Genomic DNA, 24,564 nt, shown 5'->3' with positions numbered 1-24,564 from the left:
AAGCTTCAGCAGCTTCTTCAGCCTGCTCAGCCAGGTCCTGTGAACGGCCTTCGCGCACGGTAGTGGCAACGGCAGTCAGGTACAGGCTTACAGCACGGATCGCATCGTCGTTACCTGGGATAACGAAGTCAACGCCGTCTGGATCAGAGTTGGTATCAACGATAGCAAATACTGGGATACCCAGGTTGTTTGCTTCTTTGATAGCGATGTGCTCGTGATCAGCGTCAACAACGAACAGTGCATCCGGCAGACCGCCCATGTCTTTGATACCGCCCAGGCTGTTTTCCAGCTTGGCCAGTTCGCGAGTGCGCATCAGCGCTTCTTTCTTGGTCAGTTTGTCGAAAGTACCGTCCTGAGACTGAGACTCAAGATCTTTCAGGCGTTTGATTGACTGACGAACGGTTTTCCAGTTAGTCAGCATGCCACCCAACCAGCGGTGGTTTACGAAGAACTGGTCGCAGCTCAGAGCTGACTCTTTTACCGCTTCGGCAGCAGCGCGCTTAGTACCAACGATCAGGATCTTACCTTTACGGGAAGAGATCTTTTTCAACTCAGCCAGAGCGTCGTTGAACATTGGCACAGTCTGCTCGAGGTTGATGATGTGAACCTTGTTACGTGCGCCGAAGATGAATGGCTTCATTTTCGGGTTCCAGTAACGGGTCTGGTGACCAAAGTGAACACCAGCCTTGAGCATGTCGCGCATTGAAACAGTTGCCATGATTACCTCTAAAGTTTGATTTGGGGTTGGGCCTCCATGTATCCCATACGACCGACCTCTTTCAAGGCACCCCGGCGTATGTGTCGATACATGTGTGTTTTAGTACACATAATGAGTTTTATGCGTTTCCTGCCAGCCAAACGTCGGTGACAGAGAATCGTCGGCGCGCTTTATACCACAATGCGCAGGAATACGCCAATAGTTGTTACCACCTACAGGCGCAGACAATCGCCATTTGGCAGCCCTTTTGCTGGCTGCTAACATGACTGCCACAGAACTCATTATTGTCGAAAATTTCGACGATCGCGGATTAATTTAATGGCTATTTCAATTAAAACCCCTGAAGAAATCGAAAAAATGCGCGTCGCGGGCCGTCTGGCCGCTGAAGTGCTGGAAATGATTGCACCGCATGTTGTGCCGGGCGTCACTACCGGTGAACTGGATCGTTTGTGCCACGCACATATCACCGAGAAGCAGCAGGCAATTTCAGCCTGTCTCGGCTATCACGGTTTCCCGAAATCGGTGTGTATTTCAGTTAACGAAGTGGTGTGTCACGGCATTCCTAGCGACGATCGCGTGCTGAAAGATGGCGATGTGGTCAACGTCGATGTCACGGTAATCAAAGATGAATATCACGGCGACACCTCGAAGATGTTCATCGTCGGCAAACCGACCATCCAGGGCGAGCGCCTGTGCCGCGTCACCCAGGAAAGCCTGTATATCGCGCTGCGTCTGGTGAAACCCGGCATTCGTCTGCGTGAACTGGGCCGTGCGATTCAGCAGTATGTTGAAGCGCAGGATTTCTCAGTGGTGCGTGAATATTGCGGTCACGGCATCGGTAAAGGCTTCCATGAAGAGCCGCAAGTGCTGCACTACGATGCCGACGACAGCGGTGTGGTACTGCAAGCGGGCATGACCTTTACCATTGAACCGATGGTCAATGCTGGCGATTACCGCATCCGCACCATGAAGGATGGCTGGACCGTGAAAACCAAAGATCGCAGCTTGTCCGCGCAGTATGAGCATACTATTGTGGTGACAGAAAACGGCTGTGAGATTCTGACGCTGCGTGAAGACGACACCATTCCAGCGGTGCTTGAAAACGTCGCGTAATCATCTCCCTGACAGTACCAGGCCGGCTTATAGCTGGCCTTTTTTATGTGCGTAATGAAGAGGCATGTTGATGAGTGGTAGCGTGACCGAAGCAGTACACAAAGGCCTGACCGATTCCCCCGCCAGCTGGCCCGACGAAGCCCTGACGCGCGACAAGCTCAAACAGTATCTTGAGCAATTTCAGCAAAATCTTGGCATCGCATTTGATGCCGGCACCGATATCGAATCGCTGATTGATGCGCGCACGCTGTTTATCGATCGCCTGCTACGCCGCCTGTGGCGTTTCTTTGGCTTCGATCAAATGAAAGAGATCGCGCTGGTTGCGGTAGGCGGTTACGGCCGTGGCGAACTGCATCCGCTCTCAGATATTGACGTGCTCATCCTCAGCCGCCAGCCACTGGATGACGCCGCCGCGCAGCGCACCAGCGAACTGCTGACCTTGATGTGGGATTTAAAGCTCGAAGTCGGCCACAGCGTACGCACCCTCGAAGAGTGCCTGCTCGAAGGGTTATCCGATCTCACCGTTGCCACCAACCTGATTGAATCGCGCATGCTGACCGGCGATGTCGCGCTGTTTCTTGAGTTGCAAAAGAACATCTTCAGTGACGGATTCTGGCCATCATCGCGCTTCTTTGCCGCCAAAATCGAAGAGCAGCAGGAGCGTCATCAGCGCTATCACGGCACCAGCTACAATCTCGAACCCGACATCAAAAGCAGCCCCGGCGGCCTGCGCGATATCCATACCTTGCAATGGGTGGCGCGTCGCCATTTCGGTGCCACCACCATGGATGAAATGGTCGGTTTTGGCTTTATCACCGAAGCGGAACGCAATGAAATAAATGAGTGTCAGGAATTCTTGTGGCGCATTCGTTTTGCACTGCACTTAACGCTGCCGCGTTACGACAACCGCCTGCTGTTTGATCGCCAGCTGACCGTCGCACAACGCCTCAATTATCTCGGCGAAGTCAACGAGCCGGTTGAGCGCATGATGAAGGATTTCTATCGCGTCACGCGTCGTATCGGCGAACTGAATCAAATGCTGCTGCAACTGTTTGATGAGGCAATTCTGGCGCTTTCAACCACAGAAAAGCCGCGCCCCATTGATGATGATTTCCAAATCCGTGGCAACTTAATCGACTTGCGCGATCCCACGCTGTTTGAACGCGAACCGCAGGCGATTCTCCGTATGTTCTACGTGATGGTGCGCAATGAAAATATCAAAGGCATTTACTCCACCACCTTGCGTCAGCTGCGCTATGCGCGCCGTCATCTGAAACAGCCGTTGTGTCAGATTCCTGAAGCGCGACAAATCTTTATGGCGATTTTGCGTCATCCCGGCGCGGTGAAACGCGCGCTGGTGCCGATGCATCGACACAGCGTGTTGTGGGCGTATACGCCGCTGTGGGGCAACATCGTCGGTCAGATGCAGTTCGATCTGTTCCACGCTTACACCGTGGATGAGCACACCATTCGTGTGTTGCAGAAGCTGGAAAGTTTTGCTGATGAAGCCACGCGCCCGATGCATCCGCTGTGCGTAGAGTTGTGGCCGCGCCTGCCGCAGCCAGAATTGCTGTTGATGGCCGCGCTGTTACATGACATTGCCAAAGGCCGCAATGGCGATCACTCGATTCTCGGTGCGCAAGACGCGTTGGATTTCGCCGAGCTGCACGGCCTTAACTCGCGCGAAACGCAACTTGTCGCCTGGCTGGTACGTCATCATCTGTTAATGTCGGTCACCGCCCAGCGCCGTGATATTCAGGATCCAACGGTCATTCAGCAGTTTGCCGAAGTGATGCAGAACGAGAATCGCCTGCGTTATTTGGTATGTCTGACGGTATCCGACATCTGCGCCACCAACGAGAGTCTGTGGAACAGTTGGAAGCAGAGCCTGCTGCGTGAGCTGTTCTTTGCGACCGAAAAACAGCTGCGTCGCGGCATGGAAAACAGCCCAGATCTGCGCGAACGCGTGCGTCATCATCGTCTGCAAGCGCTGGCGCTGCTGCGCATGGAGAACCTCGACGAAGAGCGTTTACACCATATCTGGAGCCGTTGCCGCGCCGACTATTTCCTGCGCCATACGCCGAACCAACTGGCGTGGCACGCGCGTCATTTAATCCATCACGATCTGAACAAACCGCTGGTGCTGGTCAGCCCGCAGGCCACACGCGGCGGCACCGAGATCTTTATCTGGAGCCCGGATCGCCCGCATCTGTTTGCTGCGGTGGCTGGCGAGTTGGATCGCCGTAATCTTAGCGTGCACGATGCGCAGATCTTCACCAGCCGCGACGGCATGGCGATGGATACCTTTATCGTGTTAGAGCCCGATGGCAGCCCGCTGGCCGCCGATCGTCATCCGATGATCATTCAGGCGCTGGAACAGGCGATTACGCAAACCGAATGGGTGCCGCCACGCACGCGTCGTCAATCGGCCCGCCTCAAACATTTCAGTGTCGATACCGAAGTCAATTTCCTGCCGACACACACCGATCGCCGCAGCTATCTGGAACTGGTGGCGCTCGATCAGCCAGGCTTGCTGGCGCGCGTGGGGGAAGTATTTGCAGATTTAGGCGTATCGCTCCATGGCGCGCGCATCAGTACAATCGGTGAGCGGGTTGAGGATCTTTTCATCCTTGCCGATAGCGAGCGTCGCTCGCTTGGCGTTGAAATGCGCAATGTGCTGCAACAGAGGTTGACAGAGGCCCTTAATCCAACCGATAAAGTGTGATCTACCCGTCATCATTCAAACCGCAGGGGCGTTGGCTTTCCTCGCTCGACCCGGTCACATACTGATGTATGCTCCCGGGCTCTCGCTGCGTTGCCGCCTTCCTGCAGCTTGAATGATTTAGGGTAGAAATTTTAATCATGTCCGAATTTACGGGCATCCGCTATGACAGACTCAGGAAATGAATATGCAACAGTTACAGAGCGTTATCGAATCTGCCTTTGAGCGCCGCGCCGACATCACGCCAGCCAGCGTAGACAGCGTAACCCGTGAAGCGATCAACCAGGTTATCGGCCTGCTGGACAGCGGTGAACTGCGCGTTTCTGAAAAGATCAACGGTGAGTGGGTAACGCATCAGTGGCTGAAGAAAGCGGTGCTGCTGTCTTTCCGCATCAATGACAACGAAGTGATTGAAGGCGCTGAAACGCGTTTTTACGACAAAGTGCCGATGAAATTCGCCGGTTGGGATGAAGCACGTTTCAAGAGCGCGGGCTTCCGTGTGGTGCCACCTGCAGCGGTGCGCCAGGGTTCATTCATCGCACGCAACACCGTGCTGATGCCTTCTTACGTCAACATCGGTGCTTACGTTGATGAAGGCACCATGGTGGATACCTGGGCGACCGTGGGTTCATGCGCGCAGATCGGTAAAAACGTTCACCTGTCTGGCGGTGTCGGCATCGGTGGCGTGCTGGAGCCGCTGCAAGCGAATCCAACTATCATCGAAGACAACTGCTTCATCGGCGCACGTTCTGAAATCGTTGAAGGCGTGATCGTTGAAGAAGGTTCAGTGATCTCCATGGGCGTTTACATCGGCCAGAGCACCAAAATCTTTGACCGCGAAACTGGCGAAGTGCATTACGGCCGCGTACCAGCGGGTTCTGTGGTGGTTTCCGGTAACCTGCCTTCTAAAGATGGCAGCTACAGCCTGTACTGCGCAGTCATCGTGAAGAAAGTGGATGCGAAAACGCTGAGCAAAACCGGTATCAACGAACTGCTGCGCACCATCGACTAAGTTTCTCCCCACCTTAATTTCCTGCCGACGGGTCTGTATTCAGACCCGTAATTATTTGTTTACACAGCCAATCAAATTACCTGTTTCGCGCCGCGAATTAACACGTGCGTTTAATTTTCAAACAGTTCATAATCCGCGCCAAGTTAACTCCGGTCGCGCACTGTTCATCCCGGTTTTTGTGTCTACAGTTGATTAAGTATGCCGTAAGCGTTCCGGTTGCAGCGTTTTTGCCGCATCCCGAATGATGATGATAGTCCTGCGCGCTCACCCACTCTTAGATGGAATATAAACGCTATGTACGACAACCTGAAAAGCTTAGGTATCAGCAACCCCGACGACATCGACCGTTACAGCCTGCGTCAGGAAGCTAACAACGACATTCTGAAAATCTACTTCCGCAAAGACAAAGGTGAATTCTTCGCCAAAAGCGTGAAATTCAAGTACCCACGTCAGCGCAAAACCGTTGTCGCCGATCACACCAGCCAGGGTTACAAAGAAGTGCAGGAAATCAGCCCAAACCTGCGTTATGTGATTGATGAGCTGGATCAGATTTGCCAGCGTGACCAGGTTGAAGTGGATCTGAAACGCAAAATCCTCGCCGATCTGCGTCATCTGGAAAGCGTAGTTTCAAACAAGATCGCTGAGATCGAATCAGACCTCGATCAGCTGACACGCAACAAATAATTGTTGGTTGCACATTGAGATGAAGGCCAGCGGATGCTGGCCTTTTTTATGGCTGCTGATAAGGCAGCGAAAGTAGCCAGGTATCGCGCTGCGCCTGCATTACTGCCCCACGACTCTTATCATTCGACCATTGCGTTTGCTGAATCCAGTGCTGATAACGCGGCTGCTGCAAACTGTTATCGGCAATCGAAAGCAGCGGAATTAAGCGCTGACTGACACGATCACGATTTTTCCACGGCCACGCTTTGGTGGCATCGCTATACGGTGCCATCGCGTCGAGCGCGTTCAGCAGCGGGCCATGCCACAAATCAGCTAGCCCAGCTTTACTGGCTAGTTGTGCCAGCGCGGTTAGCGCCTGCAAGTTGAAATAGCTGTAATGGAAGGATCGCGTGCGCGCCAATTCAAGCGGTTGCATTCCATCGGCACCAATTTGCCCCGCCATCTTATTACGGGCTAATTGCACCATCGCTTTAACGGTTGCGCGATCGCCCAAATACCAGGCAATGCCCGCCACTTGCGTGCAGTACCAGCTGCCATGATTGTTCTTCGCGACGGCTTCCTGCAACGCTAGCGGATCATGGCGCAGCCATTGCAGATAATCGCTAAACCAACGCTGCATCGCGGTTTCATCGGCTTGCTGCCAGCCTGGCGCGTTACGCAACAAGGCTAACGCATCAACCACGCGCGTAGCGAAATAGCGCCCATCCAGCACGCCATCATGACGACCCGTGCTGCGCCCGGGGATGCCTTGTGCAAACTTGAGATTCGGGTTCATGCGGCTATCTGGATTAATAAACCAATGGCGCATCATCGCCAGCGCCTTATCGGCATAACGTTGATCGCCGGCAAAGTACCACGCCAGCGTCAGCGCCTGAAAATCTGCGGTAAAACGCGCCAACCGCACACCGTCGCTTTGATCGTTCTTGCTGACCGGATTGACTTCACCATCGCGGCGCTGCCACGGCAAACCTTCAGCTTTGCTGGCATCCGGCCACCAATAAGCACTTAAGCTCAGATAATCATGCTTAGAACCGCTGGGCGGCAGCAGGCCTTTATCGGTCACGCTGGGATTGGGGTGCTTTAAGGCTTTATCAGCCTGCTGCTGCAATTGTTGCCAAGCTTCAAGCGTGGGCGCAGCGGCCTGATGTTGTGCCAACTGCTGCTTCACCCGTTGCAGATCGTTCAAGGACATAAACGCCGGATCGTTAGCAAAACTGAACGCGCAATAAAGCCATAACGACGCAAGCAGTAAGTTTTTCAATGTCATGGTTAACTTTGTTCGTCCAGTTGCAGTGCCACGTATAACAGTAGTCGATCATCAAAGTTAGCCAAATCCAACCCGGTTAATTCAGAGATGCGATTGAGGCGATATTCCAATGTATTGCGATGAATAAACAGCGCGCGTGCTGTGGCGCTGGGCTGCACATTATGGCTAAACCATGCCACCAGCGTGCGCCTTAGCAAACCGTTGTTATCCATGCTCTTGAGCTTAGCTAACGGCCGCGCCAGCTCGTTGGCTTGCCAGCCACCGCGTAAGCTATCAAGCAGCACCGGCAGCACCAGATCCTGGTAGAAATAGCTACGCTGTTCCGGCATACGTTGCTTGCCGACCATCATGGTGGTGCGCGCGGTGCGATACGAACGGGCGATGCTACCGGGGCCGGTGAAATAGTTGCCGAGCGCAATGCGCATTCGCACTTGTCCACTCTCTTTCATGCGTTGCAACAGTTGATCAACCCGACGCCGGTGATCGTCCTGATCGTAGCGGCCATGCGCGTTGAGCGCCGGTTTCAATACCACCATTTCAGTGAGCGACACGATAGCAATCAGGTTGTCGCGATCCGGCGTAGTGAGCAGCGTTTGCAGCTGCTGCAACTCCGACATCGCGCTATCAACGCCCAACTGACCGCTATCCACTTCCACCACCGCCACCACGCGCGGTTGATTGAGATCGATGCCGAGCCGTTGCGCCCATTCGCTCAATGCCGGTGATAAGGTTTCACTGCGGATCAGATTGAGCACCAACTCTTCGCGCAAGCGGCTATCCTGCGCCAGCATGTGCAGCAAACGTGCCTGCTCCAGCATCATTTCCGCCGTCATACACACCAACTCACCGTAGTGGCGCAGCGCTGCCGGTAAACCGGTCAAACCGATCACCCCGACAATTTCGCCATCAATGCGCAGTGGCAAATTGATGCCGGGACGCACGCCGTGCAGATGTTTTGCCACTGCGTCATCGATATCCACCACGCGGCCCTGCGAGAGCACCAGCAGCGCGCCTTCGTGCAATTCGCCAATACGCTCGCGATCGCCGCTGCCGATAATGCGGCCGCGCGCATCCATCACGTTGACATTGCTGTCAATAATTTTCATGGTGCGGGCAACGATATCCTGAGCCAGTCGCGCATCGAGATGATAGGTGGCCATCAATCACTCCGGAAATAAAGACGAACAGACAGAATACGCATCGAATAATGCGCTGGCATTGTGCAACTGCACATAGCCGGAGGGAGATTACGGGAATTGTGGTGGGCGTCACATTCAGTACCGGACATTTGCACAGGCGTAAAAAAGGCGAGCCGCAGCTCGCCTTCATCAACAACCTACAATGTTACTGCATCAGCAGATACAGGCTGCTATCACCGCGCTGTACGTTCAATGCCAGCACCGATGGTTTGGTATCCAGCACTTTACGCAGCTCGCCCAGATTAGCGATCGCTTGCTGGTTCACACCCAGAATCACGTCACCTTTCTTCAGGCCGATACGCGCAGCGGCACTGCCCGGTTTGACGTTATCAACACGCACGCCTTTCTGGCCGTTGCTGTCGATATTGCTGAGATCGGCACCTTCAATGCCGGTGTAAATGGTGGCGGATTGCACTTTATCCTGCGAGCTCTGCTGCAATTCAACCGTAACGTTGACCGGTTTGCCGTCACGCAGCAAGCCCAATTCCAGCTTGGTGCCTACCGGCAACGAACCGACTTCTGCGCGCAGCGCGGCGAAGCTGGTCAAGGCTTTACCGTTCATCGATACCACTACGTCACCGGCTTTCACGCCAGCTTTAGCCGCAGCCGAGTTCGGCAACACCTGGCTAACAAAGGCGCCACGCTGTGCATCGACCTTCATCGCTTTCGCCAGTTCAGAATTCAACTCGGTGCCCATAATGCCCAGCTCACCGCGTTTCACCTGGCCGTATTCCACCATCTGCGCAGTGAGGTTTTTCACCATCGAGCTAGGAATCGCGAAACCGATACCGATGTTGCCGCCATCCGGCGCCAGAATCGCGGTGTTAATCCCGATCAGTTCGCCATTAAGGTTAACCAACGCGCCGCCGGAGTTACCGCGGTTAATCGCCGCATCGGTCTGAATGAAGTTTTCATAATTTTCCACGTTCAAGCCGCTGCGGCCCAACGCGGAGACGATGCCGGACGTCACGGTTTCACCCAAGCCGTAGGGGTTACCGATCGCCACGGTGTAATCACCGACGCGCAGATTGTCGGAATCAGCAATCTTAATCGCGGTGAGATTTTTCGCGTCCTGCAACTGAATCAGGGCGATATCCGACTGCGGATCTTTACCGATCACTTTGGCGTCATAACGGCGGCCATCGCTGAGCTGAACCTGAATTTTGGTGGCGTTATCTACCACGTGGTTATTGGTGACCACGTAGCCTTTATCAGCATTGATCACCACACCAGAACCTAATGCGCGGAAAGGCTGTTTCTGCGCGTTGGCGCCGCCATCAGCGCTGCCATCACCGCCGCCGTTTTGGCACATAGGTGAACTCTGGAACGGCGAGCCGTCCTGGCAGAAAGGTGAATTATCACCAAAGAATTGCTGGAACTGCTGCGGCATACGCGGCGTTTTCACCGTGGTGCTGCCTTCCACGCTGATACTCACCACCGAAGGCATGACTTTTTCCAGCATCGGTGCCAGGCTTGGCAACTGCTGAGTGGAAGAAGATGCGGTTTCTGCGGCGAACACACTCACAGGGCTCAATGCAGCCGCGCCGAAACTCAGCGCCAACGCCAGCATAATGGAATTTTTTTTCATTTTTCTGTGTCTCTCTAAGAATTGCGGTCAGACCATTGCTGTGGTCGTGATGGTGAGATTAAGTTTTTAGCGCGAAGTTCCTAATAAAGTTTTAGGCAAAGGTAAAAATTTGTTCGCCATCTTTACAAAACTGCGCTTATTCAACCGCCATTAAACGTCGATATTCATCCCACGCATAATTGTCCGTCATTCCGCTAATGTAGTCCTGAATCAGACGCGCACGATAATAGCGTTCCCACAATAAGCGCTGATATTTATGCTCCACAATTAATGAACGCATATGCTGCTGGTAGGCTTTGCGGTGTTTGCCTGAAAGCTTGTGAAACAGTCGGGTTTCAATCGGATGTTTAGCCAGAAAATCATCCTGCATTAAGGTGGTGAATTGCTCGTAATCCAATAACAATAAGGATTGATATATTTCCAGCAATCCTTTAATCACCCGATAGCCTTGTAATTCCAGTTGCTCCACTTCCGGATGATTAAATACCTGCTGGCGCGCCACGGTTTTAAATAACTTTAGCAAGCGCCCTTCATCACCTTCATCTTCCAGCAACGCGTGATTGAAGTTGCCTTCATAAATCGCCGGTAAATTATCAATAAATCGCCGTACCGCATGACTGACCAACACATTTTGCACGTTAACGCGCAGCGACATAAAGAATTGATCGCTGATACTGCGGCGTTTTTTCTGATTGGCTTCTTTCCACGCATCACCGATAGTGCGGCTGAACACATCGCCAGTTTTAACCGTTCCCCATGCATCAAGCAGATGCTTATATAAGGTCTCGACATGGAAGATATCTTTTTCCACCGCGTCATCCAGATCGGCGATGCAATAAGAGATATCGTCGGCGGCTTCCATTATCCACGTCAGCGGGAAACGGTGATGCTCTGGAATATGGGTGGCTTCACGTAATTCGGCAACATATTCACGTTCGGATAAATAGAATCCCGGTTTTTTCATTAATACGCTGAACTCGGCCGGTTTATCACCTTGCCACCACGCCGGCGCGGTATATTTCAAAATACAGGCCACTTGCGCGTAGCTGAGATTAAGTTGCAGCAGCGTATGCACCAGACGAATCGCTTGCGCGTTGCCCTCGAAATGGCACAAATCCTGGCGAATCATGGCATTCATTTGGTCGAAAGCTTTACGATCGTTATCGCCTGCCACGCCCGCCACCAGCGGATCGACCAACTCGGCGGGTAGATTATCATCGAACCAATCGTTGATTGCCGCTTCACCAAAATGACCAAACGGTGGATTGCCGACATCATGCAGCAAACACGCCATCTCAATCAGGCTTTCAAACGCACCTTCAAACTCATCCAGACCGTAGTTTGCCAGCCCGCCGCCCTGTGTTTTTAGCGCTTGCAGGATCTCTTTGGTGATGTAGCGGCCGGTCTGCTGTACTTCGAGCGAATGCGTCAGACGTGAGCGCACGGCGGCATTACGTTCTAATGGGAATACCTGGGTTTTTTGTTGCAGACGGCGAATCGCGGCAGAATTAATAATACGTCCACGGTCGCTTTCAAAATGGCGGGTAATAAAGTATTCGCCTTCGGGATCTTTACGGCTGGTATAAGGGCGGGTGAAACTGATCTTCTTCCTGAAATTGATCGTCGCCATAATTACCCCTTATTTTTTCGTGAATTCATCCTCAATCAGCCATGGTAGACTATGCCTCACTTTTACGCGTGACATCCATTAAATTAGCGAGATTCTTATGAAAGTAGGCATTATTGGCGCGATGGAGCAGGAAGTTACTCTGCTGCGAGACAAGATTGAAAACCGCCAGACACTCACGCTGGCGGGCTGCGAAATTTACACTGGCGCAATCAACGGTGTTGACGTGGCGCTGCTGAAATCAGGCATTGGTAAAACTGCCGCCGCGCTCGGCACTACCTTGTTGCTGGAATTGTGCAAGCCGGACGTGGTGGTTAACACCGGTTCTGCTGGCGGATTAGCGCCTACGCTGAAAGTCGGCGATATCGTGGTATCCGACGAAGTGCGCTATCACGATGCCGATGTCACTGCATTTGGTTATGAGCCAGGCCAAATGGCCGGTTGCCCGGCGGCATTCACCGCCGATGACAAGCTGATTGCCGCCGCCGAACAGGTGATCAAACAGCTCGACCTCAATGCCGTACGCGGCCTGGTAGTTAGCGGCGATGCGTTCATTAATGGCGCTGCACCGCTGGCGCGCATCCGCAGCACCTTCCCGCAGGCGATTGCGGTTGAAATGGAAGCCACGGCGATTGGTCACGTTTGCCATCAGTTCAAGGTGCCATTTGTGGTGGTACGCGCCATTTCTGATGTGGCCGACCAGGAATCTCATCTCAGCTTTGACGAGTTCCTCAGCGTTGCCGCGAAACAATCTTCATTGATGGTGGAAAACCTGCTGGTACAGCTGGCGCGTGGCTAAATATGTTCTGCTTGGGCTATTGCTACTGTGCAATAGCCTGTTTGCCGCCGCACCGCGCGTCATTACCCTTTCCCCGCACCTAACTGAACTGGCATTTGCTGCTGGCATCACGCCGATTGCGGTTAGCGCCTATTCTGATTATCCGCCGCAGGCTAAAGCGTTGGAGCAGGTCGCCAACTGGCAAGGGATTAAGGTGGAGCGCATCCTGCAACTGAAGCCGGATGTGGTGCTGGCGTGGCGTGGCGGCAATCCGCAGCGGCAAATCGAACAACTGCAACGTTTTGGCATTAAGGTTGAGTGGATCGATCCGCAGACCATCGATCAAATGATTGATGCGCTCGCCGGATTAAAACAGTGGAGCCCGCAACCGCAGCAGGCGATAGATACCGCGCAAATGCTGCGCCAGCAGGCAGCGGCGTTGCGTCAGCAGTATCAGCAGCAAACGCCCATCGCGTTATTCTTGCAATTCGGCCAGCAACCGCTGTTTACCGCGTCACGTAATACGCTACAAAATCAGGTGATTGAACTGTGCGGCGGCAGGAATATTTTTTCCGATAGCAGCGTTAGTTGGCCGCAGGTGAGCCGCGAGCAGGTGTTAATGCGCCATCCGCAAGCGATTGTGATTGGCGGAGACGCCGCGCACGCTGCCAGTATCGCCAAATTCTGGCAGCCGCAGCTCAATGTACCGGTGATCGCCATCAATGATGATTGGCTCAGTCGTCCCGGCCCGCGCATGTTATTGGCAGCGAAACAACTGTGCGCCGATTTACATCCGACGAAAAAAAGCACCAATAAAGATTAAAGATTCGGCAAAATTTGTCGTAAATCATAATACAAGGCACAGCCGCCACGTATGCTCTGTGCCCTTTTTAGCGCCTAGCGCAATTTTGTCTTCACCAGGAACTATTCATGACCAGAGCTCTGCTGCTGGCCATAGGACTCGTAATCGCTGCACCACTGAGTGCGGCGACCTCAACCGGTTCTATCGCCGTCACGCTGACGATCTTTTCACGTTGCGATATTTCACGCCAAAGTGAAAAAACGCTGCCAACCGTGGATTGTGGCCGCCACTTTAGCGCACAGCCACGCATCACCGAACGCGTATTAGAACGCGATGCTCAACGCCGCGAATCCGCGCGCTTAGTCACTGTTGAATGGTAAGAATCTGGCTACCAGAACGGCAGCCAGAAGCAGCATTAGATGCTGAAGGAAGAGCCGCAACCGCAGGTGGTTTTGGCGTTCGGGTTAGTCACGATAAAACGTGAACCTTCCAGACCTTCGGTGTAATCCACCGAACCGCCAACCAGATATTGCAAGCTCATAGGATCGACCACCAGCGCCACGCCTTGTTTCTCGATGGTCATGTCGCCGTCATTCATTTGATCGTCAAACGTGAAGCCATATTGGAAACCGCTGCAACCGCCGCCAGTGATATAGACGCGCAATTTCAGTTCTGGATTTTCTTCATCAGCAATCAGGTTTTTCACTTTTTTAGCTGCTGCATCAGTGAATTGCAAAGGCAGCGCTGCTAAGTCGTCACTCATCTTTTACTCCGGGTAAACGTCGAGGTCAGAAAACGACCTTAATTTCGCTATTATCTGCCAGCCGTCCAGTGCAATCAAGTGCCGTGCTTGACACTGTGTGCCGCCTGCCTTGCGCTAAAGTATAGCCATGCTTGAGGCTTTCGTGCCTACGCGCCTTTCACCGCAGGCCGTTCTTCCCGTAGAATGGCGCCAATTTTTTCCGAACAGCAGGAGCAGAATAATGAGTAAGTCAGAAAGCCTGTATGCCGCAGCGCAACGCCTGATCCCCGGCGGTGTGAACTCTCCGGTACGTGCTTTTACCGGTGTGGGCGGCGTGCCGCTGTTCATCGAACGCGCTGACGGCGCCTATTTGTATGATGCCGATGGCAAAGGTTACATCGATTATGTCGGTTCGTGGGGCCCGATGGTTTTGGGTCACAACAACGCCAACATCCGTAATGCGGTGATTGAAGCGGCCTCACGTGGCTTGAGCTTTGGTGCGCCGACCGAGATGGAAGTGAAAATGGCCGAGTTGGTGTGCGAACTGGTGCCAAGCATGGATATGGTGCGCATGGTTAACTCCGGCACCGAAGCCACCATGAGCGCCATTCGTCTGGCGCGCGGCTTCACCCATCGCGACAAAATCATCAAATTCGAAGGCTGCTATCACGGCCACGCCGATTGCCTGTTGGTGAAAGCCGGTTCTGGTGCGTTGACGCTCGGCCAGCCCAATTCACCGGGCGTACCAGCGGATTTCGCCAAACATACGCTGACCTGCACCTACAACGATTTAGCCAGCGTACGCGAGGCGTTCGAGCAATATCCCGCCGATATCGCCTGCATCATCGTTGAGCCGGTCGCCGGTAACATGAACTGCATTCCACCGCAGCCTGATTTCCTGCCGGGCCTGCGCGCATTGTGCGACGAGTTTGGCGCATTGCTGATCATCGACGAAGTGATGACCGGTTTCCGTGTGGCACTGGGCGGCGCTCAGGCTTATTACGATGTGACGCCAGATCTGACCTGCCTCGGCAAAATCATCGGCGGCGGCATGCCAGTGGGCGCATTTGGTGGTCGTCGCGATGTGATGGATGCGCTGGCACCTACCGGCCCGGTTTACCAGGCGGGCACGCTGTCTGGCAACCCGATTGCGATGGCGGCGGGCTTTGCTTGTCTGTCGCAGATTGCGCAGCCGGGCACCCACAGCACGCTGACCGATCTGACCACGCAACTGTCAGAAGGTTTACTGGCTGCGGCCAAAGCGGAAAACATCCCGTTGGTGATCAACCACGTTGGCGGCATGTTTGGTATTTTCTTCACGGATGCGGAAAGCGTGACTTGCTACGCGGATGTGACTCAGTGCGATGTTGAACGCTTTAAGCGTTTCTTCCATTTGATGCTGGAAGAAGGCGTGTATCTGGCGCCATCCGCGTTCGAAGCGGGCTTCATGTCGCTGGCGCACAGCAAAGAAGATATCCAACGCACCATTGATGCGGCACGCCGCAGCTTCGCGAAGCTATAAAGTAATAAGGGCGCCGATTGGCGCCCTTCTGTTATGCGCGACGCAATAACCAGATAAAGTACGGCGCACCGAAGAAGGTTGCCATTAAACCTGCCGGAATCTGATCCGGGAACGCCAGCATCCTGCCGCACCAATCGGCGAAAATCATCAAGCCGCCGCCTAACAATCCTGACATCAGCAGTTGCGGCAACGCGCGACGGAAGCCCAGCATGCGCACGATATGTGGCGCCATCAAACCGACAAAACTCAATGGTCCGATGGTCAAGGTTGCCGTCGCGGTCAATGCCGCCGCCAGCAGCAACAAACTTAACCGTGAAGCCGTCAACGACATCCCCGCCGAACGCGCGGTGGCGCTGCCAAGCGGCAACAACGTCAACCAACGGCTCGCCAGCGGCGCTAAGGCAATCAGCACCACGCCAACCAGCGCGCTCTGCACCGCTTGCTGCATATTGATGTTGTAGGTGGAACCAGAAATCCAGCTCAGCAAGCCGCCCATACGCGGATCGCCGCTGGCCAGCAGCACCATCAACAAGGTTACAAAGGCGCTGTTGAGCGCCATCCCCGCCAGCAGCATACGCTCTGGCGAAAAGCCGCCACGACTGGCGACCAGCATAATGATCAACAGCGTTAACGCCGCGCCCAATGCACCGGCTGGTAGCAACCACGCCACTGCGTTGCCGGGTACGAAGAACATCATCACCACCACGCCGCACGCCGCACCGGAACTGATGCCCAACACTTCTGGGCTGGCCATCGGATTGCCGGTCAGACGCTGAATCAGCGCGCCCGCCACGCCCAGCATCATGCCGACGATCAACGCCGCCAGCACGCGCGGCGCACGCCACGGCAACAGTTGATGCAGCATCTCGCCGCTCACCCAGCTAAAACCGGTGGCATCGCGGCCAAAGGTAATCCCGACCCAACTCAACAGCGCCAGCAGCAGCAATCCAATCAAACACCAGCGCAGCACCTTCTGCCGTTCGGCAGGCACCTTATCGCCTTGATTGAGCACTGGCGGCACCGATCCGGTACGCAGACGCGGTAGCAGCCACAGCAGAATTGGCACGCCAATCAACGCCGTCGCGGTGCCGGTTGAGACTTCGCGCCAGTGGCTGGTGAGCCACAACACGCATTGATCGGCCAGCCACAGCAGCAGCGCACCAATCAACGGCGCTAACAGCATGCGGCTGATCAGACGACGTCCGCCCAGCAGCTTCGCCAGCAGCGGTGCAAACAGGCCGATAAAACCAATGATGCCCGCCACATTCACCAACTGCGCACTGAGCAAAATCGCCAGCGCTAACGTGGCGATGCGCGCAACCGACAGCGCCAGACCAAGATTTTTCGCCACGCCATCGTCCAATCCCATTAGCGTGAGCGGGCGCAGTAACGCTAGGGTCAACACCAACGCCAGCAATAGACGCGGCCACAGTTGCGCCACATTATGCCCATCAAGCTGGTTGAGTGCGCCAGTGCTCCACAAGAACATGTTCTGCAACTGATCGTGGTTAAAGATCGCGAAGATTTGATTCACCGAACCGGCATACAGGCTTAACACCAGGCCAGCAAGGATCAGCGTTACTGGCGAAAGACGTTTGCCCCAAGCCACGCCAAACACCAGCGCGCCGACGATCACCGCGCCGCCCATTGCGGCAAATTGCTGCGTGAACTCGCCGCCAGGTAAATGCCACAGCGTCGCCACGGTGATACCTAGCTGCGCGCCCGACGACACGCCGAGCGTAGTCGGTTCCGCCAGCGGATTGCGCAGCACTTGCTGGAACAGCAATCCGGCCAGACCCAGCCCAGCACCGACCAGCAATGACAGCGCTAAGCGCGACAGTAAGCTGTGGTGAAACACCACTTGCTGAATATTGTTGATATCGGGCGCAAAGAACGCCTGCGACCACTGTTCAACCGGCAACGCCTGGCGCAAGTTGATGAACGTCAGCGTCAACGCCAACAGGCAGATCGCAGTGAGCAGCGCGACGGGGAAAATACGTTGACGCATCAGTGCGACTCCAGCGCGTGTTCCAGCACGCGGACAAATTTCAGTGCCGAATAAGTGGCGCCGTAATACCACACCGCCGGCACACGTTGAAAACGTTGCGCGCGCACAAAAGGCAGCGCCTGCCACAGCGCGCTTTTCATCACACGTTGCATATCGCGATCATTATCGTGATCGAAGCAGATCACCTGCACATCACCAACGTTTGCCAAACGCTCCAATCCCACCACCGCGCTGCCCCAGAAGTTGGTTTCGCCCTGCCAGGCATTACTCAGCCCAAGGATCTCCATCACTTCAAGGAACAAACTGTTTTTACCGAAGGTAATCGCATGGCGACTATCCATCAGCGACATCAGCAATATCGGACGATCGGCCCACGATTGCAGGCGTTCACGCGCCGCCGCCAACTGCTGATCAACGAACTGTAAATGCTGCTCAGCCTGCGCTTCGCGTCCAATGCGTGCACCTAACGCTCGCAATGATTTACGCGCGGTGCTGAGTGGTTTCCCGTCGCCGCTGTTGAGATCAAATCCCATGGTTGGCGCGATACGGTGCAGTTTTTCCAGCGACGGTCCGTAACCGTTGGAGTGCAGAATCAATGAAGGTTCGAGCTGCGCCATCAGTTCCAGATTGGGTTCAGTACGCAAGCCCAGATCGATAATGTTGGCAGGCAGTTTGGGTTCGCCGACCCACACGTTGTAGTTGTGCATATCGGCGACGCCAAGCGGCGTGACGCCCAGCGCCATCAGCAACTCAACCGGCAACCATTCCAACGCCAGAATACGCTGGGTATCAGGCAAGCCGGCGCGCAATGGAAAAGCGCTCATCAATGGCGACAGCGCCAGCGCCGTAATTAATCGGCGACGAGAGAGGTTAAGCATGCGGCCTCAATAGACAAAACTGACGGGCGCGCCGCCCTGCGGATGCGGCAATATCCCCATTGGAATACCGTAAATATTGCCCAGCACCTCGGCCTGCATGATCTCGTCTGGGCCGCCTTCGGCAATCACTTCACCGCCGCGCAACGCCACCAGTTGATCACAATAACGCGCCGCCATGTTGAGATCGTGCAGCACCGCAATCACCGTTAACCCGCGCTCACGGCTCAAACGTTGAATCAGCGCCAGTACATCTACCTGATGCGCGATATCCAGCGCCGAAGTCGGTTCATCCAACAGCAAGCAACGGCTATTTTGCGCCACCAGCATCGCTAACCACGCGCGCTGACGTTCACCGCCGGACAAGCTATCAACCAGACGATTAGCAAAGGGTTTCAATCCCACCAACGTAATCGCCTCATCAACGCGGTCGCGATCTTCCTGACCGTAACGTCCCAACGCGCCATGCCACGGATAACGACCAATCGCCACCAACTCGCGCACCGTCATGCCTTCCGCCGCCGGTAATTGCTGCGGCAGATACGCCACCTGACGAGCAAAATCTTTGCTGCCCCAACTCTCCAGCGCATCGTCATTCAGCAGCACTCGACCTTCACTCGCCACGTGATGACGGCCAAGCATTTTCAGCAGTGTGGATTTGCCGGAACCGTTGTGACCGATCAGCGCCGTGACTTTTCCCGGCGCGAAGGTGAGCGACAGCGGATGCAGCAACGTGCGGCCTGGCACACGAAAACTGACGTTATCCAGCCTGAAGGTGGTTTCTGCGTGGTGCGGATGCTGCATGATAATCCCTGGTTAATAGGCGCCGGAGCGCCCTTTTTATCAGTATCAGAAGCGGAACGTTGCGGTAGCAACAACCTGGCGACCCGCGCCCCAGAAGCAACCGTAAGTCTGGAAGCAGCTGGCAACGTATTCACGATCAAGCAGGTTATTCACATTCAGCGCGATGCTCGAACCGTACAGACCGACGCGGCCCAGATCGTATTTCACCATCGCATCCATTACCGCAGCACTGCCGACTTTAAAGGTGTTGGCAGGATCGCCATAGCTTGAACCAATGTAACGGCCACCGACACCGGCGCTAAAGCCACTCAATGCCCCTTCGTTGAAGGTGTAATCGCCCCACAAAGATGCCATCTGCTTTGGCACCTGAACCGGCGTGTTGCCTTTCAGGGTGAAATCTTTGGTGTATTCCGCGTCGGTGTAAGTGTACGAAGCGGTCATGTTGATGTTGGCATTAAGCGCCGCTTTGGCTTCCAATTCCGCACCGCGCGCACGAATTTCACCTGACGGAACCTGTTTCAAACCATTGTTAGGATCGGAGGTCAGATTGTTGGTTTTGGTCAGGTTATACAGCGCAGCCGTCAAGACGATTGGGCGATCTTTTGGAACGTATTTGACACCAACTTCGTACTGCTCACCTTTCGACGGTGCAAAGCTTTGACGCGGCGTGCCGAACAGATCGAAGTCATTTGGCTCAAATGATTGGCTGTAGCTGAAATACGGCGTAATACCGTTATCAAACAGATAATTGATGCCGCCGCGCCAGGTAAATTGGCTGTCATTACGTGAAACGCTACCGTTGTCGCTGCGCACGACGCTGTTTTGTTGCAGCCAGTCGTAACGTCCGCCGATAGTCAGCAACCATTTGTTCCACTCGGCCTGATCTTGAACGTAAAGGCCGGTTTGCTTCATTTCATTGAGCTGATAAGGCGTTGCTGAACCGAAATCAAAGTCATCATGCTGTGGATTATAAAGATCCATCGGCGTGGCCGAACCAAACGCAGCATTGATGTCATTACGCATACGCTGGAAATCCACGCCAGTCAGCAAAGTATGTTGAACATCGCTGGTCGCAAATTTGCTTTCTAATTGCGTATCGACGGTGAAGTTTTGCAGACGCTCATTATCCACCACGGTATTGCGTTGCAAGGTATGGCCGAGTTCGCCTACTGGAACCGTTGGGCAACTGGCTGCGGTACAAATCCCCTGACCATAAACCGTTTTCTGCGCGGTTTTCATTTCGGTGAAGCGCAGGTTCTGACGCACGGTGAAAGTGTCATCAAAGCTGTGTTCAAAGGCGTAACCGACCATACGCTCATAGCGCGAATAGCTGTTGTTGTTAGCCCCTTCGTTGAAGTTATTTGGTAAACGACTGCCGTTTGGCAGCGGTTTTACCGTGCCTTCCATCGGCAACCAACCGTAATAACCGGTTTCCGGCTCATTTTGCAGATAAGAAAGGAAGGTAAAGCTGGTGCGATCGTTTGGACGCCAGGTAAAGGATGGCGCGATGGCGTAACGCTTCTGCTTGGCATTGTCCTGCTGATCGTTATTGGAACGCGCCATGCCGGTTAAGCGATACGAAAACTCACCGTCATCGTCCAGCGCATCACTGAAATCGAAGCCGGTTTGCATCAGATTGTCAGTGCCCATTTTGAACTGCACTTCGCGCAAGGTTTCCGTGGTTGGGCGTTTGCTGACCATGGTAACGATGCCGCCGGGATTGCTTTTCCCGTACAACACCGACGTTGGGCCGCGCAACACTTCGACGCGCTCCAGCATGTAAGGATCGATCACGGCATCATTGTAGAAGTTGCCCTGCATCTTCAAGCCGTCGAGATAGTTGTTCTGGTTTTGGCCGCTTGAAGAGAAACCACGGATGATCACTTGATCGTAAGTATTGGATGAGCCGCGCGTGCCGCTCATGACGCCAGGCGTGTATCCCAACGCTTCTTTCACTGAATTAGGCTGACGAATGTCCATCTCCTGACGCGTCACCACAGAAACCGACTGCGGATTCTTTTCGATCGGCGTGTCGGTTTTGGTGCCGGTGGCGCTGTGCTTCGCGGCGATAGTCGGCGACGGGCCCCACGCGCTTTCTTGTGGCGCGGTGCTATTGGCATCCGCGCTCACCACAACAGTCTCTTCGGCCAGCGCTTGTGCGCTGAGGGTGCCCATGCTCAGGGCAATCAATAAAGCTAACGGGCGTCGGGTGGAAATCGCGCGCAAAGAACAAGGATTGTTTCGTGTATTCATAAAGTGGGATCTCTCGAAAAATGTCGATGCAGGTGAATACAAACGAGAATGATTATTATGACGCACGGATTTTAGGCGAAAGCACGCCACAATCGCAACTTGTAATGCCCGCGAGCGCGGCGTTTGCCGCCAGATCGTGCAAATCTATGATCGCGATTAATAAAGTTTCAGGCGTAAAAAAGGGCGCCGCAGCGCCCTTATGAGGTTCAACAACTTATTACTTGCTGCCGAACATATCCTTAATCCAGCCCGCTACGCCGTCTGAGTCTTTCTGCTCATTCTGCGGTTGCTGCTGTTGCTGTTCTTGTTGCTGCTGCAACTGCTGCTGTTGTTGCTGAACCTGCTGTTGCTGCTGTTGGCACAGCGCATTGGGATCCAGCGACCACACTGGCAGCGAACGCCACGTGCTGCTGCCGCTACCGCAAATGAAGTTACCGGCAGAATCGACGTTCATCTGCGTGATATCTTCCGGCGGCGTCAGCACCAGCGGCATCGGTGCCTGGTTGTCGAGGTAGCGACGATACAGCTGCATCGCACCGCTAGCACCGTACAGTTTCGAGGTCTGGTTGTTGTCGCGGCCAACCCAGGTAATCGCCACTTCTTTGCCATCCACGCCAGCAAACCAGCTATCGATCAGGTCGTTGGTGGTACCGGTTTTACCCGCCAAATGCGCATTGGGATAACGCGCACCCAAAGCTCGCGCGGTGCCGTGATCGGCCACTTGCTGCATGGTGTAGAGCGTCAGATATGCAGCCTGTGCCGGTTCAACACGTTGCGCCTGCGGATAGCTCTGATACAGCACCGTGCCATCTTCGGCGATCACCGAACGCACCGCCGACAACTCAGCGCGGTTACCGCCGCTGGCAATCGACTGGAACGCCTGCGCCACTTCGATTGGCGTCAGGTTCAACGCACCCAGCAACATCGCTGGCACAGGATGCAGCTGATCTTTCGGCACGCCCAGTTTGGTCCACGTATCGACCACCGAATCCAATCCCAATGTCATACCGAGGTTAACCGTTGGCACGTTCATTGAGTTGGTCAACGCGTCGACCAGCATCACTTTGCCGCTGAAACGACGATCGTCATTCATTGGCTTCCAGACGGTGCCGTTCGGCTGTTTCAGCGCGATCGGTTCATCGGCAATCCAACTGTTGAGACGATAGCTGTTCGGCTGGCTCAACGCGGTCAGATAGGTCGCCGGTTTCGCTAGCGAGCCAATCGAACGACGCGCCTGCAACGCACGGTTGTAACCGGCGAACTGCGGATCGGCACCGCCGACCATAGCGCGTACTTCGCCGCTGAAGCGATCGACCACCACCATCGCGGTTTCCAGATCTTTCAGGCCACGCTGTTTCTTCAGGGTTGGAATGCCTTCCACCACCGCTTTCTCGGCGGCATCCTGTGAGATCGCATCCAGCGTGGTGAAGATTTTCACGCCAGAGAGATCTTTCATTTTGTCGCCAAGTTTGGCTTGCAGCTCGTTACGCACCATCTGCATAAACGCCGGCTGCGGCGTGATCACGCCCCCTTTCGGCTGCACGCCGAGCGGACGCGCCGACAGCATGTCATACAGTTCCTGGTCGATGACGTTCTGCTGCTGCAACAGACGCAGCACCAGATTACGACGCTCCAGCGCCAGTTTCGGGTTACGCCACGGGTTGTACAGCGACGCGCCTTTCACCATGCCGACCAGCATCGCTTGCTGATCGAGGCTCAGCTCATCCACCGGACGACCGAAGTAATACAGACTCGCCAGCGGGAAGCCGCGGATCTGATCGTTGCCGGTTTGGCCGAGATACACTTCGTTGAGATACAGCTCCAGGATGCGATCTTTGCTGTAACGCGCATCCATGATCACCGCCATGTAGGCTTCACGCGCTTTACGCCACAGCGAACGCTCGTTGGTGAGGAACAGGTTTTTCACCAGCTGCTGCGTCAAGGTACTGCCGCCCTGCACCGCTTTACCGGCGGTGATGTTGGCGAGGAACGCACGACCAATCGAGTACGGGCTAATGCCGTCGTGCTCGTAGAAGTGGCGATCTTCGGTAGCGATCAAGGTGCTGACCAGCAGATCCGGGAAACCGGCGCGTGGCACGAACAGGCGCTGTTCACCGTTCGGCGACTGCAACATGGTGATCAGACGCGGATCGAGGCGGAAGAAGCCAAAATCACGGCCGGTATCGAGGTTTTTAATCTCGCTCAACTCGTTGTTGCTAAACGTCAGGCGCGCGTTGATCTGTCCTTCTTTGCTGTCCGGGAAATCAAACGGACGGCGCAGCAGATCAATGGTGTTGCCTTTCACGCTGAACTCGCCCGGGCGGGTGATGCGCGACACTTCGCGATACTGCGTGCCTTCCAGCAGCGCAATCATCTCTTTCTTGTCGTACGACATGCCCGGTTCGAGGCTTACCATGCGGCCATACACGGCAGCAGGCAATTGCCACACTTTTCCGTCGATACGGCTGCGGATTTCCGAGTCGAGATAAACGCCCCAGGCGGCCATCACAACCACAAAAATCAGGAAGAGTTTGATCAACCAGCCTAACCAGCGACGTTTGCCGCGTGGCGAACGCTTTCCTTTACCTTTACCTTTACCTTTTGGTGGCACCGGTCCACTCTCCTCATCTTCGTCAAAATCGTCCTGATCGATATCATCATCAAGTTCCCTGCGGCGACCCCTACGCGCAGTGCTGCGCGGCGGCTTTGGCGCTTTTCCTTTGCGCCCAATAGGTTCGCGATCGTTCCCAGACATGCTTTTATTCTCCAGGCATTGCTACGGCGGCGGCCGTTACTCTAACTGCTTTCTCGTGCTGCGCATGGCAGAACCCTCTGAATTCGATCCAGCGG

At 54.7% G+C, this 24,564-nt stretch carries 19 protein-coding genes; 8 read left to right on the top strand and 11 right to left on the bottom strand.

Going from position 1 to position 24,564, the window contains the following annotated elements:
- Positions 1-718 (bottom strand): 30S ribosomal protein S2 (rpsB, locus tag ABDW13_RS14480; RefSeq protein ID WP_007893898.1); only part of this gene is annotated, 718 nt, incomplete at its 3' end.
- A 318-nt stretch (positions 719-1,036) separates the two neighbouring features.
- On the opposite strand from rpsB, the gene map reads away from it, so the two are divergent.
- The 4 genes from map (at position 1,037) to ABDW13_RS14460 (ending at position 6,249) form a co-directional block, all read left to right on the top strand.
- Positions 1,037-1,831: a type I methionyl aminopeptidase gene (map, locus tag ABDW13_RS14475; protein ID WP_343553261.1), complete on the top strand. Its 795-nt coding sequence runs from the start codon at positions 1,037-1,039 to the stop codon at positions 1,829-1,831.
- A gap of 70 nt (positions 1,832-1,901) precedes the next feature.
- Entirely contained in the window at positions 1,902-4,556 is a 2,655-nt protein-coding gene (glnD, locus tag ABDW13_RS14470) for a bifunctional uridylyltransferase/uridylyl-removing protein GlnD (protein ID WP_343553263.1), read from the top strand.
- 184 nt (positions 4,557-4,740) lie between these two features.
- Positions 4,741-5,565 carry a 2,3,4,5-tetrahydropyridine-2,6-dicarboxylate N-succinyltransferase gene (gene dapD / locus ABDW13_RS14465; RefSeq protein ID WP_343553260.1) on the top strand — a complete coding sequence of 275 codons (825 nt, stop codon included), beginning with the start codon at positions 4,741-4,743 and terminating at the stop codon, positions 5,563-5,565.
- A gap of 294 nt (positions 5,566-5,859) precedes the next feature.
- Complete coding sequence (locus tag ABDW13_RS14460) at positions 5,860-6,249, top strand: DUF3461 family protein (RefSeq protein ID WP_343553259.1); 390 nt, start codon at positions 5,860-5,862, stop codon at positions 6,247-6,249.
- A 46-nt stretch (positions 6,250-6,295) separates the two neighbouring features.
- On the opposite strand, the gene ABDW13_RS14455 is transcribed toward ABDW13_RS14460, so the two are convergent.
- The 4 genes from ABDW13_RS14455 to dgt all read right to left on the bottom strand — a co-directional run bounded on the left by ABDW13_RS14455 (position 6,296) and on the right by dgt (position 11,933).
- Positions 6,296-7,516, bottom strand: a complete 1,221-nt coding sequence (locus tag ABDW13_RS14455) for an alginate lyase family protein (RefSeq protein WP_343553258.1) — start codon at positions 7,514-7,516, stop codon at positions 6,296-6,298.
- 2 nt (positions 7,517-7,518) lie between these two features.
- On the bottom strand, positions 7,519-8,676 hold the full coding sequence (locus ABDW13_RS14450; RefSeq protein ID WP_343553257.1) for a CdaR family transcriptional regulator: 1,158 nt from the start codon (positions 8,674-8,676) through the stop codon (positions 7,519-7,521).
- Between the two features lie 184 nt (positions 8,677-8,860).
- Positions 8,861-10,303 (bottom strand): serine endoprotease DegP, encoded by a 1,443-nt coding sequence (gene degP / locus ABDW13_RS14445; protein ID WP_343553255.1) that lies wholly within the window; start codon positions 10,301-10,303, stop codon positions 8,861-8,863.
- Between the two features lie 136 nt (positions 10,304-10,439).
- Entirely contained in the window at positions 10,440-11,933 is a 1,494-nt protein-coding gene (dgt, locus tag ABDW13_RS14440; RefSeq protein ID WP_343553254.1) for a dGTPase, read from the bottom strand.
- Positions 11,934-12,030: 97 nt separating this feature from the next.
- On the opposite strand from dgt, the gene mtnN reads away from it, so the two are divergent.
- The 3 genes from mtnN to ABDW13_RS14425 all read left to right on the top strand — a co-directional run bounded on the left by mtnN (position 12,031) and on the right by ABDW13_RS14425 (position 13,890).
- Positions 12,031-12,729 (top strand): 5'-methylthioadenosine/S-adenosylhomocysteine nucleosidase, encoded by a 699-nt coding sequence (gene mtnN, locus ABDW13_RS14435; protein ID WP_343553253.1) that lies wholly within the window; start codon positions 12,031-12,033, stop codon positions 12,727-12,729.
- Positions 12,722-13,531, top strand: a complete 810-nt coding sequence (gene btuF, locus ABDW13_RS14430) for a vitamin B12 ABC transporter substrate-binding protein BtuF (RefSeq protein ID WP_343553252.1) — start codon at positions 12,722-12,724, stop codon at positions 13,529-13,531. The genes mtnN and btuF overlap by 8 nt, the downstream gene beginning before the upstream one ends.
- Before the next feature lie 107 nt (positions 13,532-13,638).
- Complete coding sequence (locus ABDW13_RS14425; RefSeq protein ID WP_343553251.1) at positions 13,639-13,890, top strand: hypothetical protein; 252 nt, start codon at positions 13,639-13,641, stop codon at positions 13,888-13,890.
- 35 nt (positions 13,891-13,925) lie between these two features.
- On the opposite strand, the gene erpA is transcribed toward ABDW13_RS14425, so the two are convergent.
- The gene (gene erpA, locus ABDW13_RS14420) at positions 13,926-14,273 is read right to left on the bottom strand and encodes an iron-sulfur cluster insertion protein ErpA (RefSeq protein ID WP_343553250.1); all 348 of its coding nucleotides are present in this window, start codon (positions 14,271-14,273) and stop codon (positions 13,926-13,928) included.
- A gap of 220 nt (positions 14,274-14,493) precedes the next feature.
- Between erpA and hemL the strand changes: the two genes are divergently transcribed.
- A complete protein-coding gene (hemL, locus tag ABDW13_RS14415) occupies positions 14,494-15,774 on the top strand; it encodes a glutamate-1-semialdehyde 2,1-aminomutase (RefSeq protein ID WP_343553249.1) in 1,281 nt (426 codons plus the stop codon).
- A 31-nt stretch (positions 15,775-15,805) separates the two neighbouring features.
- On the opposite strand, the gene fhuB is transcribed toward hemL, so the two are convergent.
- The 5 genes from fhuB to mrcB all read right to left on the bottom strand — a co-directional run bounded on the left by fhuB (position 15,806) and on the right by mrcB (position 24,469).
- Positions 15,806-17,782, bottom strand: a complete 1,977-nt coding sequence (gene fhuB / locus ABDW13_RS14410; RefSeq protein ID WP_343553248.1) for a Fe(3+)-hydroxamate ABC transporter permease FhuB — start codon at positions 17,780-17,782, stop codon at positions 15,806-15,808.
- Positions 17,782-18,660, bottom strand: coding sequence for a Fe(3+)-hydroxamate ABC transporter substrate-binding protein FhuD (fhuD, locus tag ABDW13_RS14405; protein ID WP_343553247.1), 879 nt, complete (start codon positions 18,658-18,660; stop codon positions 17,782-17,784). Before fhuD ends, fhuB begins: the two co-directional genes overlap by 1 nt.
- A gap of 6 nt (positions 18,661-18,666) precedes the next feature.
- Complete coding sequence (gene fhuC / locus ABDW13_RS14400) at positions 18,667-19,461, bottom strand: Fe3+-hydroxamate ABC transporter ATP-binding protein FhuC (protein ID WP_343553246.1); 795 nt, start codon at positions 19,459-19,461, stop codon at positions 18,667-18,669.
- Positions 19,462-19,506: 45 nt separating this feature from the next.
- Positions 19,507-21,714: a ferrichrome porin FhuA gene (fhuA, locus tag ABDW13_RS14395; RefSeq protein WP_343553245.1), complete on the bottom strand. Its 2,208-nt coding sequence runs from the start codon at positions 21,712-21,714 to the stop codon at positions 19,507-19,509.
- A 217-nt stretch (positions 21,715-21,931) separates the two neighbouring features.
- Positions 21,932-24,469, bottom strand: coding sequence for a bifunctional glycosyl transferase/transpeptidase (gene mrcB / locus ABDW13_RS14390; RefSeq protein ID WP_343553244.1), 2,538 nt, complete (start codon positions 24,467-24,469; stop codon positions 21,932-21,934).
- Between the last annotated feature and the right edge of the window lie 95 nt (positions 24,470-24,564).

Origin of the sequence: Pantoea sp. (genome assembly GCF_039594315.1) — a bacterium.
Taxonomy (GTDB): domain Bacteria; phylum Pseudomonadota; class Gammaproteobacteria; order Enterobacterales; family Enterobacteriaceae; genus Pantoea.
The sequence above is the reverse complement of the archived record's forward strand: the minus strand, read 5'-3'. Positions and strand labels throughout refer to the sequence as shown.

What these genes read in the sequence shown, in the direction of transcription:
- map (WP_343553261.1), top strand. Translation starts at nt 1,037, where the DNA reads ATGGCTATTTCAATTAAAACCCCTGAAGAAATCGAAAAAATGCGCGTC.
- glnD (WP_343553263.1), top strand. Translation starts at nt 1,902, where the DNA reads ATGAGTGGTAGCGTGACCGAAGCAGTACACAAAGGCCTGACCGATTCC.
- dapD (WP_343553260.1), top strand. Translation starts at nt 4,741, where the DNA reads ATGCAACAGTTACAGAGCGTTATCGAATCTGCCTTTGAGCGCCGCGCC.
- ABDW13_RS14460 (WP_343553259.1), top strand. Translation starts at nt 5,860, where the DNA reads ATGTACGACAACCTGAAAAGCTTAGGTATCAGCAACCCCGACGACATC.
- ABDW13_RS14455 (WP_343553258.1), bottom strand. Translation starts at nt 7,516, where the DNA reads ATGACATTGAAAAACTTACTGCTTGCGTCGTTATGGCTTTATTGCGCG.
- ABDW13_RS14450 (WP_343553257.1), bottom strand. Translation starts at nt 8,676, where the DNA reads ATGGCCACCTATCATCTCGATGCGCGACTGGCTCAGGATATCGTTGCC.
- degP (WP_343553255.1), bottom strand. Translation starts at nt 10,303, where the DNA reads ATGAAAAAAAATTCCATTATGCTGGCGTTGGCGCTGAGTTTCGGCGCG.
- dgt (WP_343553254.1), bottom strand. Translation starts at nt 11,933, where the DNA reads ATGGCGACGATCAATTTCAGGAAGAAGATCAGTTTCACCCGCCCTTAT.
- mtnN (WP_343553253.1), top strand. Translation starts at nt 12,031, where the DNA reads ATGAAAGTAGGCATTATTGGCGCGATGGAGCAGGAAGTTACTCTGCTG.
- ABDW13_RS14425 (WP_343553251.1), top strand. Translation starts at nt 13,639, where the DNA reads ATGACCAGAGCTCTGCTGCTGGCCATAGGACTCGTAATCGCTGCACCA.
- erpA (WP_343553250.1), bottom strand. Translation starts at nt 14,273, where the DNA reads ATGAGTGACGACTTAGCAGCGCTGCCTTTGCAATTCACTGATGCAGCA.
- hemL (WP_343553249.1), top strand. Translation starts at nt 14,494, where the DNA reads ATGAGTAAGTCAGAAAGCCTGTATGCCGCAGCGCAACGCCTGATCCCC.
- fhuB (WP_343553248.1), bottom strand. Translation starts at nt 17,782, where the DNA reads ATGCGTCAACGTATTTTCCCCGTCGCGCTGCTCACTGCGATCTGCCTG.
- fhuD (WP_343553247.1), bottom strand. Translation starts at nt 18,660, where the DNA reads ATGCTTAACCTCTCTCGTCGCCGATTAATTACGGCGCTGGCGCTGTCG.
- fhuC (WP_343553246.1), bottom strand. Translation starts at nt 19,461, where the DNA reads ATGCAGCATCCGCACCACGCAGAAACCACCTTCAGGCTGGATAACGTC.
- fhuA (WP_343553245.1), bottom strand. Translation starts at nt 21,714, where the DNA reads ATGAATACACGAAACAATCCTTGTTCTTTGCGCGCGATTTCCACCCGA.
- mrcB (WP_343553244.1), bottom strand. Translation starts at nt 24,469, where the DNA reads ATGTCTGGGAACGATCGCGAACCTATTGGGCGCAAAGGAAAAGCGCCA.